Genomic DNA, 15,041 nt, shown 5'->3' with positions numbered 1-15,041 from the left:
CCGCGCGCCTCGTGTGGGTTCGGTCTATGACGGCGGAAAATCGGAGATTGCAAAAGACCGCTCCCGGATGCGGGTAGCGGAGGACGAGAGAGGTGGAACGGGCGCTGTGAGCCAGGACGACGAGGCACGCGAGGCTGCGGTGAGGCCGCAGGGCGTGGCGAAGTATTCGCCCCGCGACGTGGAGCGAATGGTCCCCGAGCCCCCGGCGACGCGCCGAACCGAGTTCGAGCGCGACCGCGCCCGTGTCCTCCACTCCGCCGCCATCCGTCGCCTCGCGGACAAGACGCAGGTCGTTGGGCCCGGGGACGGCGACATCCCGCGCACCCGGCTCACACACTCGCTCGAGGTCGCGCAGATCGCGCGCTCGATAGGCTCCGGGCTCGGCGCGGACATGGACCTGTGTGATCTCGCGGGCCTCGCCCACGACATCGGGCACCCGCCGTACGGGCACAACGGGGAGACCGCGCTCGCCGAAGTCGCCGCCGGGTGCGGCGGCTTCGAAGGCAACGCCCAGACGCTGCGGATCCTCGCCCGGCTCGAGCCGAAGGTCGTCGCCGATGGCGAGGGCGGAACGGTTTCGGTCGGCCTCAACCTCACGCGCGCGGCGCTCGACGCGGCGACGAAGTACCCGTGGACGCCGAGGGAGGGGACCTCGAAGTTCGGGGCCTACCCCGAGGACGCCGGAATCCTCGCGTGGATCCGCGAGGGAGCGCCGGGAGAGCGGCGCTCCCTCGAGTCACAGATCATGGACTATTCGGACGACGTCGCGTATTCGGTGCACGACGTCGAGGACGCGATCCTCGCCGGGCGCCTCGATATGGCGATCCTTGACGACGACGCAGAGGTGACCGAGCTCGCGGCCCTAGGTGCCCGGCACTTCTCCGACTGCGACGCCCCGGAACTCGAGCGCGCGGCCGAGACGCTGGCGCGGAGCTCCGCCGTCAGGAAGCTCCACCACTACGAGCCCGGCTTCACGGGCCTCGTGGATCTCAAGGCGTTCACCTCGGGCATGGTGGGACGGTTCGTGGCGCCTGCGATCGAGGCGACGCAGGAGCGCTTCGGCCCTGGCCCGCACTGCCGGTACAGCGCCGACCTGGTGACCGCGCCCGAGGTGCTCGCCGAGGTCGTGCTGCTCAAGACGATGGCCGTGCGCTACGTAATGCTCGATCCCGGCCATAGGTCGCGGCAGGACCGGCAGCGCGACCGGATCCACCGCGTCGCCGATTACCTCCTCGGCGCGGCGCCGGCGAGCCTCGATCCCGCGCTCGTTCCCGGATGGGAGAGCGCGGGATCGGATGCCGAGCGACTGCGGGCCGTGGTCGACCAAATCTCGCTGTACACCGAGTCCAGGCTGGAGCGGATCGACCGGCAGATCGCCGGGGTCTCGGCCGCCTGGGGCTAGGTGGCCTGGGGCTAGGCGGGATGGGGCCGCCCCCGAGCGGGGATCAGGCGTCGAGGTCGGTCTCGATGAGCTTGGCGATCTCGGCGACCGCGGCCTCGTCCTCGGAGGTGACTGTCACGGATGCGCCCTTCTCCGCTCCGAGCGCCATGATCATCATCGACGATGCGGCGTCGACGGGATCGTCTTCGTCCTCGGTGCTCAGCTCGATCTCGGCATCGTACTTCTCTGCGGCCTCGGCGATGATCCCGGCGGGCCGGGCGTGGAGGCCCTCGGCGGATGCGACGACGACTGTGGTGCTGGCCATGATGTTCTCTCTTCCTGTGGGGTGCGCTGGGGAATGTGGCTGCTGGGGCCGGGTAGGTGGGACGCGCTCGTTCCACCAAGCTAGGGGATCGGGCTAGGCCACGGGGGCCTGAGCACGCTCGGCGGCGATCTCCGCCTTCTCCACGGTCTCCGCCCGCTTGCCGATGGACTTCGCGACGACCACGGCGACCGTCGACACGGCCACCCCGGCGAGGATCGCCAGGAGGTACATGACGAACGGGCTGATCGCGAAGAACACGAATACGCCGCCGTGGGGCGCGTACGACTCGACGGAGAACGCCATGCTCAGCGCGCCGGTGGTGGCGCCGCCGAGCATCATCGCGGGGATCACGCGCAGCGGGTCCGCCGCCGCGAACGGGATGGCGCCCTCGGAGATGAACGACAGGCCGAGCAGCCACGCCGCACGTCCGTTCTCGCGCTCCGCCGGCGTGAACAGGCGCTTGCGCGCAAACGTCGCCACCGAGAGCGCGATCGGCGGGACCATGCCGGCGGCCATCACGGCGGCCATGATCTTGAGCGTCGCGGGCTCGTCGGGGTTGAGCCCGGTCGTCGCGAACACGTACGCCGCCTTGTTCACGGGGCCACCGAGGTCGAAGCACATCATCAGGCCGAGGACGAGACCGAGGATGACGGCGGACGAACCCGACATGCTCGACAGGGCATCGGTGAGTGTCTCCATGAGCCACGCGATGGGGCGCCCCAGGACAAGGAACATGAGCAGGCCGATGACGATGGAGCCGAGGAGCGGGAACAGCACGACCGGCATGAGCCCGCGCATCCACGACGGCACGGTCCACGTCGACATCCAGCGCATGAGGAAGCCCGCGAGGATGCCGGTGATCAGTGCGCCGAGGAAGCCGGCGTCGAGGGTGAGCGAGATGGCGCCGCCGACGAAACCGGGCGCGAGACCGGGGCGGTCTGCGATGCCCATCGCGATGTAGCCGGACAGCACGGGGATCATGAAGGCCATCGCGGCCTGGCCGATGGCGAACAGCACGGCGCCGAAGTAGAGCAGGAAGCCGGTGCGGCGGAGTTCCTCGGCGCCCTGTGTGCCCTGGCCCACGAGCGATCCGTCGAGCTGATAGAGGTGCCCGGGCAGGTCCCACAGGGAGAAGTTCGTGACGATTTCGGAGTAGACGTTCGCCATGTCGTACTCGCCGAAGAGGAAGCCGAGCGCGAGGAGCAGGCCGCCGGCGGCGACGAACGGGATCATGTAGCTTACGCCGTTCATCACCCCGCGCTGCAATGTGCGAGCCCAGTGCTCGCCGCCGCTCCCGCCGGCTGCGCCTGCGGCTGTGCCGTCCTCGGCGGACGCCGAGCCCGAGACGCGGGTGGCGTTGGGGTCCTTCGCCGCTGCGACCGCCGCGTCGAGCATCTCGTTCGGGTGGTCGATGCCGCGCTTGACCGGGCCCTCGACGACGGGCTTCCCGGCGAAGCGGGAGCGGTCACGTACCCCGACATCCGTGGCGAAGACGACCGCGTCGGCCTCTGCGATCTGCTGCGAGGACAGCGGGGTCGTACCCGAGGAGCCCTGCGGCTCGACGGCGAAGACGAGCCCCTTCTCCTTTGCTGCCTGCTCGAGGGAATCGGCGGCCATGTACGTGTGCGCGATGCCCGTGGCACACGAGGTGACGGCGACGATGCGGACCGGCGAGTCGCCGCCGTTCGCGGAAGCGTCGTCGGTGGCTTCGGCGCCTGCAGCGGCAGAGCCGGCAGTGCCTGCTGCCGCGGCTCCCGTTGCCGCCGTGCCCGCGGTCGCCGCACCGGCAGCGCTCCCGGCACCGTCAACAGCGGATCCCTCGGTGGCCTTCGGCTTGTCCTCGATGGCGCCGAGGATCAGGTCTACGGCCTCGTCATCGCTCTTCGCGGCGCGGAGCGAGGCGACGAAGTCCTTCTTCACCAGGCTGCGGGCGAGCTTCGAGAGCATCTTGAGGTGGGCCTTGCCCTCACCGTCCGGTGCGCCGAGCATGAACACGAGGTCGGCGGGGCCGTCCTCGGCGCCGAAATCGACGGGCGGCTCGAGGCGAGCGAAGGCGAGGCTCGGCCGGTTCACGGCCGCGCTCTTGCAGTGGGGGATGGCGAACCCGCCCTTCATCCCCGTGGCCGCCTTCTCCTCGCGGGCGAGGAGCGCGGTGAGCAGGGCCTCGGTGTCGGTGGCGCGCCCGGCGTCGACGAGTGTGTCGGCGAGCGCGCGGATCACCTCGTCCTTCGACGAGCCCAGATCGGCGTCGAGGCGAACGGTCGCCTTCTCGATCAGCGGTTCGGATGTCATCGGTCGTTCCTTTTGTCCGGGGGATCCGGGCGGATCCGTGTGGAGGGGAAAGAGGGAAAGTATTCAGAGAGGTGTGACGGCGAAGGCCGGTGCCGCGGCGACGTCCAGCGCCGCGGGCAGTCCCGTTCCGGGGAGCGCCGCGGCCGCGGAACCGTGGGCCACGGCCCAGCGCAATCGCTCGGCGGGTCCGAGGCCGCGGCCGGCAGCGAGCAGGTAGCCGGCGAGGGAGGAATCGCCGGCGCCGACGGTGGAGCGGACCTCGATGCGCGGCGCCTCGGCGAACCACGCGCCCTCGGCCGTGGCGAGCACGGCGCCCGCGCCGCCGAGGGTGACGAGCACGGAGGCGATACCTGCCTCGACGAGGCGGGCGGCGGCCTCCGCGGCGGGGCGGGGGTCGCCCGCAGAGGCCGCTCGCTCCAGCTCGATCCCGTCGAGTCCCGTGAGCTGCCCGAGCTCGAGGCCGTTGGGTTTGATCAGATCGGGGGCGAACGGCGCGGGCGCGCCCGATGTCCTTGAGCGTAGGGCGGCGGCGAGCGCCTCGAGCGGGGCATCGGAGGTGTCGAGGGCGACGCGCAGTCCGGCGTCATGCAGCGTTTCGGTGGCCGAAAGATAGAAATCCGGTGACGTGCCTGAGGGGAGAGAGCCGCACAGTGCCGCCCAGTTCTCGGTGCCAGCCGTGCCGGGGGTGCCGTTTCTCTTCCGCCCGCGCGCGGCACCGGCGACGCAATCGATGAGTGCGCGCTGCACGTCTGCGGCGAGCTCCGCTCCCGGGGCGTTGAGCTTGGTCGTCGTGCCGTCGGGCTCGGTGACGGTGAGGTTGACCCGAACGGGCGCGGTGACGGGGACGATCTCGTGCGCGATCCCGGCCTCGCGGACCATGGCGACGAACGGATCGGACTCGGCGGCGGGGAACACGGCGATGGACTCGGCCGCGGCGGCCGAGCCCGAGTCATGGACCACACGCGCGACGTTGATTCCCTTGCCTCCTGCGACGTCTGTGATCCCGCCGAGCCTGTTGACCCCGCCGCGCTCGAGCTCGGTGTCGAGGCCCGCCGTGCGGTCCACGGAGGGGTTCATGGTGAGGGTGGCGATCACGGAACGGGGCTCGCTTCCGCTCCGGGTGCGGGGTTCGCTCGTGGCGCGCTGTTCGATCATGGGACTAAGACCTCTACATTTGCGGAGTCGAGCGAGCGGGCGAGGGCGCCGCGCGGCTGGGAATCGGTGACCAGGATGTCGATGTCCTCGGACGCCGCGAACTCGACGACGTGATCGCGCCCGAACTTGCTCGAGTCCGCGAGGAGGACCACGGTGCGCGCCGCGGAGACGAGGGCGCTCTTGACGGCGGCCTCCGCGGAATCCGGGGTGGTGAGCCCCCGCTCCGGGTGCAGCCCGTTGGCGCCGATGAACGCGACATCGACGCGGAGGCGACGCAGCGAATCGACGACCCCCGAGCCGACGATCGCGCCGGTGATCCCTCGGACGGTGCCGCCGAAGACGCCGACCTTTGCGGCCTGGAGACGGGCGAGCTCCGCGGCGATGGGGGCGGAATCGGTGTAGATGTCGAGCGCGCCGGGACCCGAGAGCGTCGAGGGCGGCATGTGGGCGAGGAGCTGCGCCGTGCTCGATCCCGCGTCGAGAATCATCGAACCGCCCGGCTCGGGGAGAAGGTCGCCGGCGATACGTGCGATGGCGCGTTTTGCATCCAGGTGGTCGAGGAGGCGCGCTTCGAGGCTCTGCTCGGCGTGCGTGGCGGCCGGCATCGCTCCACCATGCGTGCGTTCGATTCGTCCGACATCCTCGAGCGCGGCGAGATCGCGGCGGATGGTCTCGTGGCTTACCTCGAAGCGGGCGGCGAGATCGGCGACGCTGGCCCCGCTGTGCTCCTCGACGTGCTCGACGATGAGCCGCTGGCGTTGGCGCGAGTACATCGGCGACCTCCTTGGCGCGGCGGAACCGGCAGCGAGCGACCTCGGGGCGAAACGTGATCAGTACAACATGATTCTGTGCGGTTAATGCCCGAGTATGTGAGTTTATGGGTCAATTACCGCCCAAGCGTGTGGATTTGTCAAGCTCAGTGGCTAGACTGCGGGGAAAGAGCGCAGCAGATCGGTCGGCAGAAGGAGGAATCGGATGTCGGACTCGAATTCGGAAGCGTCGTCTGGCTCGCAACAGGGGCAGGCCCCGGGGGACCGCTGGGACTACGGAGACCTCGGCGAACGCGAATGGAACGGGACCGGAGTGGTCGGCGGGATCGCCTACGCCCCCGTCGTGCGCGTGCGCCGAGAGTCGATCGAGGTGGAGACCGACCCCGATCCCGCGCTGGCCGCGGAGGATGCCGAGGAGCGCCGGGAGGCGGAGAAGACGCGTCTCGCGGCGGCCGCCGGCGCCGTAGCGGATCGGCTCATGGCCCGCGCCCAGAGCTCGACGGGCTCCTCCTCCGAGGTGCTCGCCGCCAACGCTCAGCTCGCAAGGGACCGCGGCTGGCTCAAGGAAGCCGGCAAACACGTGGCCAAGGGGGTGCGCGCCGAGGGCGCAGCCAAGCTCGTCACCGAGAAATTCGTCGCCATGTTCGCCAAACTCGGCGGCCGGCAGGCGGAGCGGATCACCGACCTCGAGGACATCAATGCCCGCGTCCTCGCCGAGCTGCTCGGGATTCCCGAGCCAGGAGTGCCGGAGATCTCTACGCACTCCGTGCTCGCCGCGGCGGACCTCGCGCCCGCCGACACCGCGGGGCTCGATGCCGGTTCCGTCCGCGCCATCGTCACCGAGTTCGGCGGGCCCACCTCGCACACCTCGATCATCGCGCGCCAGCTCGGCATCCCGTGCGTGGTCGCGGTCGCGGGGCTCGGGGAGCTTCGCGAGGGTGCCGCGGTGCTCGTGGACGGCTCCACCGGCACCATCAGGGTTGGCGTCGACCCGGCCGAGGCCGAGTCCCGCGCGCGGGCGGATGCCGAGCTCCGTGCACGAGCCGCCGAGTGGACCGGCCCTGCCGAGCTCGCCGACGGCACCCCCGTAGACCTCCTCGCCAATGTGCAGGACGGCGAGTCGGCGCGCCGCGCTGCACAGGGGCCAGCCCAGGGAATCGGCCTGTTCCGCACCGAGCTCGCGTTCCTCGACCGCCCGGAAGAGCCGAGCGTCGACGAGCAGGCCGAGATGTACGCCGAGGTGCTCGAGGCGTTCCCCGGCAAGAAGGTCGTGATCCGCACCCTCGACGCCGGTTCGGACAAGCCGGTGAGTTTCGCGGGTCTCCCGGAAGAGGATAACCCGGCGCTCGGCGTCCGCGGGCTCCGTCTCGATCTCCTCGACCGCGGCCTCCTCGATCGCCAGCTCGACGGGCTTGCCGAGGCCGCCAAGCGCCTGCCCACCGGCAGCCCAGTGCAGGTCATGGCTCCCATGGTCGCCACGGTCTCGGAGGCCGAGGATTTCGCGGCACGCTGCAGGGACAGGGGGCTGAGCCCGGGGATCATGATTGAGATCCCTGCCGCCGCCGTGGCCATCGACAAGTTTCTGCCGATCGTCGATTTCGTCTCGATCGGTACCAACGACCTCACCCAGTACACGATGGCCGCGGACAGGATGAGCCCCCACCTCGCCACGCTCACCGACCCGTGGCAGCCCGCGGTGCTCGCGCTCGTGGCGCATGTGGCGCGGGCGGCAGAAGCGCGGGCCGCGGGCGGCGGTTCGCGCGTTCCCGTCGGCGTGTGCGGGGAGGCGGCCGCCGATCCCTATCTCGCCATTGTTCTCAAGGGCTTCGGCGTCACCTCCCTGTCCGCCGCCGCGGCGGCGGTGCCGTTCGTCGGGGCCAAGCTCGCGGAGGTCACGGAGGAAACGTGCGCGGCAGCGGCCGAGGCCGCGCTGGCCGCGAACTCGGCTCGCGAGGCCAAGGCCGCCGTGATCGCGCTGGTCGAAGGCGAGTAGGCCTGGCCGAAGGGGTTAGCGCGGACCGGCGCTAGAAGCGCCCGCCGACGGATCCGCCACCGCCTCCGCCGCCGTTCCCGCCGCCACCGCCGAAGCTGCCTCCGCCAAAGCCCCCGCCGAAACCGCCGCGAGAGCCGAAGCTCGATCCGACGCCGAAGAGCACGCCGCGGACCAACGCCCCCGCGAGCTCGCCGCCCACAGCGCTGCCGAAGTTGCCGCGACCGCGGCGTCCGTACCCGCGATAGCCGCCGAATCCGCCATACCCGCCGTAGCCGCCATAACCCCCGTCGAAGCTCGCGGCTTGTGCGGAGTTGTCCTGGACGTCGCGCTGTGCGGCCTCGAGTGCCTGGCGCGAGAGCCCCCGGGACGCGGTAGCGGCCTCGGCTGCGACGTAGCCCTCGGCGCCCTCGGCGTCGGCGAGGGCGCGCTCTGCACCGGAGAGCTTGCTGCGCGCGCCCTGGCCGATCACGGCCTCGCGGGAGTGGATAAAGTCGGCGGCATCGCGGTACTCGGAGCGCGCCGCGTTCAGCGCAGTCTCGACGGTGCGGCGCATCCGCTCGGCGTTCGTGATCTCCCGCTCGGCGTCGGCCATCGCACGGTCGAGCTCGAGGTCGGCATCGGCGAGGGAACGGAAGGCGCCGAGCGGGTCGACGTCCGCACGAGACTCGGCCGAGGACAGCGCCGCTTTTGCTTTGTCGGCCGCCGAGGCGAGGGCTGAAGCGAGCTCCGAATCGAGGGAGGTGTCGGCCAGCTGTTGCCCCGCCTGGTCGAGCTCGCGCCGCACCTCGTCGAGGAGCCCGGGGAGCTCGGTTTTCGCGCTGGCGATGTCGGCCGCGGCGTTGTCCACGGCGCCGAGTAGCGTCTCGGCCTTCTCCACGGCCTCGGTGGCGTGCATGATCCGGTCGACGGCAGCGCCCTGCTGGCCGCTCGGGTCCGCCAGTGCGGTGCGCGCCTTGTCGAGCTCCGCTTCGGCGCTCGCCACGAGCGATTCGGCCAGGTCCGGGTTGTCGCGGACCGAGGCGAGATTTTCCGGCGGGTAGTTCGCGGCGAGTTCGGTGAGTGTTGCGCGCGCGGCATCGAGCTGTGAGCGGACCGTCACGGTGCGCCGGCGGAGACCGTCGACCGCGCCGTCGCCGCCCACGAGCATGCGGCGCATCGAGTCGAATGCCGATCGCTGCTCGTCGAGAATTCCCTCGGCTTGCCCGGAGACCTGGGCGAGCTGCAGAAGCATCTCTTTCTGCTGCGCCGGGGTCTCCGGAATGGTGTCGTCGAGCTCGGTGACGAGCTGGTGGCCCTCGCCGACGAGGGCTCCGGCACGTTCGATCGCCGACAGGTATTCGCGTACCCGGATATCGCCGAATTCGGCACGCGCGGCCTCGAGCGCGGCGCCCGAGGAACGCAACGACTGGTCGGCCGAAGCGAGCGCGGCCCGGGCGCGCTTGTCGAGCGAGGAGTTGTCGAGCTGGGAGAGGGAGCGGGAGTCGGAGGCCGAGATGTTCATCGCCCGCTCGTGCTGCTTCGCCTCGTTCTTCCTTCGCCGCGAGCGCAGCCACAGCGGGATACCTATGAGCAACACGAGCGCTAGCACCGCGACGAGCACGAGCGTCGCGACCCCGGACACGCCCGTCGAGCTCCCGCCACCGAGACCCTCCGCGGTCGCGGTGGCCGCGCCCGCCCAGTCCTTCTCCGACAAGGCCGGCTTGGTGGAGTCCGTGGCGACCTTCTGTAGCTCGGACTCGGAATACTCCGAGCCTGAGTAGCGCAGCTGGTAGTTGGAGTCCTGCACCGCCACGGCGAGAAGCGCGTCGGTGCTACCGAGACCGGAGAGCGAGGCGGTCTGCTCCGCCCACTGCTCGGCACCGAGGCCGTCGAAGGAATCGACGTACACGACCCACAACGAGATGCCCTTCTTCTCCGACAGGGAATCGATCGCCGCCTGCACCTCGGAGGTGTTCCCGCCGAGCACGCCCGCGGAGTCGGTAATCTGCCCGCCCAGGCGCGAGGGGGCCTCGGCCGACGCGGGAGAGGCCGCCAGCGCCGTCACGCATACGAGAGCCAGCACCACTGCGACGAGCGCCTGGAGAGCGGCGGCGGGCCGGAGCCGGCCCGGTCGGCGGGGGGCGGCGAGCGGGGAGGTAGGCATACCTCGAATCGTACTGAGGCGGCTACCCTGGGGGACGTGGCAAGGCGGATACCGGAGAAGGACATCGCCGCGATCCGCGAGCGGACACGCATCGAAGAGGTCGTCGGCGAATACGTGGCGCTCAAGCCGGGCGGCGTCGACTCGCTCAAGGGGCTCTCGCCGTTCAAGGACGAGAAGACCCCGTCTTTTCACGTCCGCCCGCAGCACGGGTACTACCACTGCTTCTCCACGGGAGAGGGCGGGGACGTCTACTCCTTTCTCATGAAGATGGAGCACATCTCCTTCGTCGAGGCCGTCGAGCAGCTCGCGGACAAGATCGGCTACCGGATCGACTACGAGGGCGAGGACACCGGCGCTCCCGATCGCGGCGCACGCGCGCGGATCATCGCCGCGAACGCCGCGGCGCAGAAGTTCTACGCCGCCCAGCTCGGCTCCGAGGAAGGCGCGGTCGCCCGGGAGTTTCTCGCGGGCAAGGGCTTCGACCGGGAGTCGGCCGCGATCTTCGGCTGCGGCTACGCGCCCTCGGGCTGGGACTCGCTCACCCGCGAGCTGCGTCGACAGGGCTTCGAATACGCCGACCTCGAGGCGGCGGGGCTGTCCCGAAAGTCCTCGCGCGGAAGCTACATCGACTGGTTCCACCGGCGCGTGCTCTGGCCCATCCGTAACAGCGCGGGCGAGGTGGTCGGCTTCGGCGGGCGCAAGCTCTTCGACGACGACACGATGGGCAAGTACATCAACACCCGCGACACCATGGTCTACAAGAAGGCGCAGGTGCTCTTCGGTATCGACGTCGCGCGCAAGGAGATCGCCAAGCAGCGCCAGGCCATCGTGGTCGAGGGGTACACGGATGTCATGGCGATGCACGCCGCGGGCATCCCCACCGCCGTCGCCACGTGCGGAACCGCGTTCGGCACCGAGCACATGACCCTCCTTCGCCGGCTCCTCCTCGACGACAACCACTTCCGCGGGCAGATCATCTACACCTTCGACGGCGACGAGGCCGGCAAGACGGCCGCGATGCGCGCGTTCGAGGGGGACCAGCAGTTCGCGGGCAAGTCCTTCGTGGCGATCGCCCCCGGCGGCATGGACCCCAACGACCTGCGGCAGAACCACGGCGACGCCGCGCTCCGCGAGCTCATCGCCTCGCGCGTGCCGATGTTTGAGTTCGCGATCCGCACGATGCTCGACAACCACGATCTCGACACGGCCGAGGGGCGCGTCGACGCGCTGCGCGAGACCGTCCCCGTGGTCGCCCGCATCCGCGACGCCGCGCTCCGCGACGACTACGCACGCCAGCTCTCCGGCTGGGTCGGCTGGGAGGACCCCTCCCAGGTCGTGCGGAGGGTCCGAGAGGAGGCGCGCCGCCCGTCCGCCCCGGTGGGGCGCCCGGCTAGGAGAAGGACAACCGCCTCTGACGCCGGACGTCCCGACACCGAGCCGCCCGCGCCGCGCATGCTGCTTCCCGATCGTCGCGACCCGTCCCTGTGGCCCCAGCGGGAGGCGCTCAAGGCGGCAGTCCAGGAGCCGGGCCTCGCCGGCTCGCTCTTCGATTCCCTGCCTGCGGAGACGTTCCGGCACCCCGCGTACCGCGCGCTCGCCGAGGCGATCGCGGCCGCCGGGGGAACCGCGGCGGGCATCGCGGGGGTCGAGTGGATCGATGCCATCGTCGCCGCGATGCCGGCGTCCGCGGCCGCACAGGGGATGCGCTCGCTCGTTGGGGAGCTCGCCACCGAGGAGATCCCGGTGTCCGAGGAGAGGCTCCCGAACTTCGTCGAGGGGGTCATCGCGCGGGTCCAGGAGACCTGGGTCTCGCAGCAGATCGCGGTGCTCCGCGGCACGGTGCAGAGGATGAACCCGTCGGCGGAGCCCGAGGAATACTCGGCGGCGTTCGGCGATCTCATCGCCCTCGAGTCCTACCGTCGGGTGCTGCTCGAGCAGGCGAGTGGGGCGACCCAGGGCATGGCCTGAGCCGGCGCCCGAACGCGCGCTCGAGCGGCCCTCGAGCGGGCGTTCGAGCCCGGCGCCGCTGGTCGTGCCCGGCAATTTGGTCCATCCATCGCGCTGCATGTAGAGTCTTCTTCCGGTGCGAGAACGCCTCACAAGGGCGTTGTTGCGCCGTAATAATCCCCCATAGCTCAATTGGCAGAGCATTCGACTGTTAATCGAAGGGTTACTGGTTCGAGTCCAGTTGGGGGAGCAATACGAAGCCCGCTGCTTTCGCAGCGGGCTTTTTCGTACCTCGGCGACTCCACTCGGTTGCGCAGTCGGCGGCGCGTCTTACTCCGTCGGGGTGCTCGCGGAGCGCCGCAGGTCGTCGAGCAGGGCGAATGCCGCCCGGCGGGACTGCTTGCGCGGGTACGTGCCGTCGCCGAGGTCGGGATCGGGGAGCACGTTCTCGGGGTCGAAGATCCACACCTCGACGCCGCTGTTGCGGATGCGCCGGAGCTCCTCGAGCATCATTCGCCGTCCGACCCCGTTGACCCCGCTCACGCGAGCCAGCTCGAGGACGAAGGACTTGGTCTTGATCTTCGCCTCGCCGATCCGGCTGACGAAGCGCTCGGCGGCCGCGAAGTTGATGTACCCCTGGAGGCGCACCACGGTGTAGTTCCGCGCGGTGCGGATCGAGCGGACGGTCTGGATGCCGTAGGGCTCAGTGGACATGAGGTGCAGGCCCATGTCCTGCGAGAGATTCTGGAAGATACGCGCGCCGGCAACGCTGTTCCCCTTCTTGTCGAGCGGCGGGGAAAACGTCGCGAGTCCGAGCTGGCCGGGCATCGTTCCCAGCATGCCTCCGGACACGCCCGACTTGGCGGGAATGCCCACCGTCGTCATCCAGCGTCCTGCCGCGTCGTACATTCCCGCCGACGCCATGACCGCCTGGACCTGCCGCGCGACCGCGGGGGAGAGGATGCGCTCGCCCGTGACGGGCTGCGTGCCGCCGCCCGCGAGCGTCGCCGCCATGACCGCGAGGTCGCGCACCGTGACCTCGATGGAGCACTGCTCGATGTAGCCGCGGACGGCGTCGTGCGCGGAGTCCTGGATCACTTCGTACGAGCGCAGCATGTGTGCGAGAGAGAGGTTACGATCCGCGTGCTCGATCTCGGAATCCGCGACCCGCTGGTTGATTTCGAGCTCCCGTCCCGCGAGGCGGGAGAAGAAGTCGCGGATATGCGCGATACGGTCTTCGACCGCCGCCTCCTCGCCGAGGATGAGCTGATTGACCGCGATCGCACCGGCATTGATCATCGGGTTGAGTGGGCGGCCCGTCTCGTCGTCGAGGGAGAGCTCGTTGAAGGCCTCGCCGGACGGCTCGACATCGACGACGTCAAGTACCTTGTCCAGCCCGTGCTCCTTGAGCGCCGCGGCGTAGACGAAGGGCTTCGACATCGACTGGATGGTGAACGGCGCGGTGTCGTCACCCGTGCTGTAGAGGTGGCCGTTGAGCGTGCACAGCGCGATCCCGAGGAGGTTCGGATCCATCTTCTTGAGCTCAGGGATGTAGTCGGCGACCGTGCCGCCCTCGCTCGAGGAGCTGTCGGTCATGATCTCGTGGAGGTAATCGGAAATCAGTGAATGCACGCGCAGCTCCTGCTTCTCGCCCCGCGTCTCGGCGCAGGCGGACGGGATCGAAAGTCTGTATAGAGTCGGTTCCGTGATGTACCGCCCACACTACGTCTGCGCGTCCGCTTCGCCGGCCGGCTCGGGTCGGGACAGGTGAGCCCCCGGATCCGCTCGGCCGACGTGCTCCTGGTCGGGGCCGGGCAGGCGGGACTCTCCGTGGCCTACCACCTCCGGCGCACCGGTTTCGTGCCTCTGCCCCGCAACGATGACGGCGTAGGTGCGGGCTCCGCCCGCTCGTTCGTCATGGTGGACGCGAATCCCGGACCGGGAGGGGCGTGGCGACACCGGTGGGACTCGCTCACCATGGACCGGGTCAACGGGATCTTCGACCTACCGGGGATGCCCCGCGAGGACGTCCCGCCCACGCGACCCTCGAACCTCGCGCTGCCCGACTATTTCGGCCGCTTCGAGGAGCGCTTCGGGCTCGGAGTGGAGCGCCCGGTGCGGGTGCGATCGGTCGAGTTCGAAGACCCGGACGATCCCCGCTCGTGGCTGCGGGCGGAGCTCGTCGACGCGGACGCGCCGGTCTCCGAGCAGGTCTCCGGGGATCCCACGGGGATCGTGCGCGCGAGGGTGCTCATGAACGCGACGGGGACCTGGACCAAGCCCTTCGTTCCGTACGTACCCGGCGCCGAGAGCTTCCGTGGGCGCCAGGTGCACACCGTCGATTACCGCCGCGCGGAGGATTTCGCCGGGCAGCGGGTGGCCGTGGTCGGCGGCGGGATCTCGGCGCTCACGTTCCTACTCGAGATCGCGGAGGTGGGGGAGACGCTGTGGTTTACCCGCCGCCCGCCGGAGTTCCACGAGGGTGGCTTTACAGCCGAGCACGGGCGCGAGGTGATCGAGAAGGTCACCGAGCGGGCGCGCATGGGGATGGCGCCGCAGAGCGTCGTCGCCTCGACTGAGCTCCGCTGGACTCCGGAGCTGCGCCGCGCACAGGCCGCCGGGATCCTCGCTCGCCGGCCGATGTTCCGGAGCATCGAGCCCGGCGGTGTGCGCCTCGCCGACGGCTCGTTCGAGCCCGTCGACGCCATCGTCTGGGCCACCGGCTTCCGCTGGGAGCTCGGGCACCTCGGCCCGCTGCACCTCCGCGGTCGCGGTGGCGGGATCTTCCTCGACCCGCCGATGGTCGCCGACGAGCCCCGCGTCTACCTCGTCGGGTACGGGCCGAGCGCCTCGACCGTCGGGGCCAACCGCGCCGGCCGCGCCGCGGTGACCATGGCCCGCGAATACCTCGGGGACAGGGAGCCACAACGCGGGTCCGCGACATAAAGCTGCCATTTCGGGTAATCGCGATTAACCTGAAATCGAGTTGGCGATCGGCGAAAGGAATCCCATGCACTACTTCTCGCGGACCGGCG

General features: G+C 70.2%; 10 protein-coding genes and 1 tRNA gene. 5 read left to right on the top strand and 6 right to left on the bottom strand.

Features of this window, described 5'->3' with window-relative positions; all coding sequences use genetic code 11:
* The first annotated feature begins 106 nt into the window (after positions 1–106).
* Positions 107–1,402: a deoxyguanosinetriphosphate triphosphohydrolase gene (locus tag V7E05_RS01775; RefSeq protein WP_442891566.1), complete on the top strand. Its 1,296-nt coding sequence runs from the start codon at positions 107–109 to the stop codon at positions 1,400–1,402.
* Positions 1,403–1,445: 43 nt separating this feature from the next.
* On the opposite strand, the gene V7E05_RS01770 is transcribed toward V7E05_RS01775, so the two are convergent.
* From V7E05_RS01770 to V7E05_RS01755, 4 genes are all read right to left on the bottom strand, one after another.
* The gene (locus V7E05_RS01770; protein WP_333617963.1) at positions 1,446–1,706 is read right to left on the bottom strand and encodes an HPr family phosphocarrier protein; all 261 of its coding nucleotides are present in this window, start codon (positions 1,704–1,706) and stop codon (positions 1,446–1,448) included.
* 93 nt (positions 1,707–1,799) lie between these two features.
* On the bottom strand, positions 1,800–3,998 hold the full coding sequence (locus tag V7E05_RS01765; RefSeq protein WP_333617962.1) for a PTS fructose transporter subunit IIABC: 2,199 nt from the start codon (positions 3,996–3,998) through the stop codon (positions 1,800–1,802).
* Positions 3,999–4,061: 63 nt separating this feature from the next.
* Positions 4,062–5,153, bottom strand: a complete 1,092-nt coding sequence (locus V7E05_RS01760; protein WP_333617961.1) for a 1-phosphofructokinase family hexose kinase — start codon at positions 5,151–5,153, stop codon at positions 4,062–4,064.
* Entirely contained in the window at positions 5,150–5,926 is a 777-nt protein-coding gene (locus V7E05_RS01755) for a DeoR/GlpR family DNA-binding transcription regulator (RefSeq protein ID WP_333617960.1), read from the bottom strand. The genes V7E05_RS01760 and V7E05_RS01755 overlap by 4 nt, the downstream gene beginning before the upstream one ends.
* Positions 5,927–6,128: 202 nt before the next feature.
* Here V7E05_RS01755 and V7E05_RS01750 point away from each other — a divergent pair, with 202 nt between their 5' ends.
* Positions 6,129–7,916 carry a putative PEP-binding protein gene (locus V7E05_RS01750; protein ID WP_333617959.1) on the top strand — a complete coding sequence of 596 codons (1,788 nt, stop codon included), beginning with the start codon at positions 6,129–6,131 and terminating at the stop codon, positions 7,914–7,916.
* 31 nt (positions 7,917–7,947) lie between these two features.
* Here the strand turns inward: V7E05_RS01750 and V7E05_RS01745 are convergent, their stop codons facing one another.
* Positions 7,948–10,059, bottom strand: a complete 2,112-nt coding sequence (locus V7E05_RS01745; protein ID WP_333617958.1) for a TPM domain-containing protein — start codon at positions 10,057–10,059, stop codon at positions 7,948–7,950.
* Positions 10,060–10,095: 36 nt separating this feature from the next.
* Between V7E05_RS01745 and dnaG the strand changes: the two genes are divergently transcribed.
* Together dnaG and V7E05_RS01735 are read left to right on the top strand one after the other, a co-directional pair.
* Complete coding sequence (gene dnaG / locus V7E05_RS01740; protein WP_333617957.1) at positions 10,096–12,027, top strand: DNA primase; 1,932 nt, start codon at positions 10,096–10,098, stop codon at positions 12,025–12,027.
* A 156-nt stretch (positions 12,028–12,183) separates the two neighbouring features.
* A tRNA-Asn gene (locus V7E05_RS01735) sits at positions 12,184–12,256 on the top strand.
* Positions 12,257–12,336: 80 nt separating this feature from the next.
* Here V7E05_RS01735 and V7E05_RS01730 read toward each other — a convergent pair.
* A complete protein-coding gene (locus V7E05_RS01730) occupies positions 12,337–13,644 on the bottom strand; it encodes a glutaminase (protein WP_442891568.1) in 1,308 nt (435 codons plus the stop codon).
* 129 nt (positions 13,645–13,773) lie between these two features.
* On the opposite strand from V7E05_RS01730, the gene V7E05_RS01725 reads away from it, so the two are divergent.
* Positions 13,774–14,952, top strand: coding sequence for an FAD-dependent oxidoreductase (locus V7E05_RS01725; RefSeq protein ID WP_333617955.1), 1,179 nt, complete (start codon positions 13,774–13,776; stop codon positions 14,950–14,952).
* Positions 14,953–15,041: the final 89 nt, after the last annotated feature.

This window comes from Dietzia sp. (assembly GCF_036741115.1).
Classification (GTDB): domain Bacteria; phylum Actinomycetota; class Actinomycetes; order Mycobacteriales; family Mycobacteriaceae; genus Dietzia.
The sequence above is the reverse complement of the archived record's forward strand: the minus strand, read 5'-3'. Positions and strand labels throughout refer to the sequence as shown.

Excerpts from the sequence above, each read along its gene's own strand:
- V7E05_RS01770 (WP_333617963.1), bottom strand. The coding sequence starts at position 1,706 with ATGGCCAGCACCACAGTCGTCGTCGCATCCGCCGAGGGCCTCCACGCC.
- V7E05_RS01765 (WP_333617962.1), bottom strand. The coding sequence starts at position 3,998 with ATGACATCCGAACCGCTGATCGAGAAGGCGACCGTTCGCCTCGACGCC.
- V7E05_RS01760 (WP_333617961.1), bottom strand. The coding sequence starts at position 5,153 with ATGATCGAACAGCGCGCCACGAGCGAACCCCGCACCCGGAGCGGAAGC.
- V7E05_RS01755 (WP_333617960.1), bottom strand. The coding sequence starts at position 5,926 with ATGTACTCGCGCCAACGCCAGCGGCTCATCGTCGAGCACGTCGAGGAG.
- V7E05_RS01750 (WP_333617959.1), top strand. The coding sequence starts at position 6,129 with ATGTCGGACTCGAATTCGGAAGCGTCGTCTGGCTCGCAACAGGGGCAG.
- V7E05_RS01745 (WP_333617958.1), bottom strand. The coding sequence starts at position 10,059 with ATGCCTACCTCCCCGCTCGCCGCCCCCCGCCGACCGGGCCGGCTCCGG.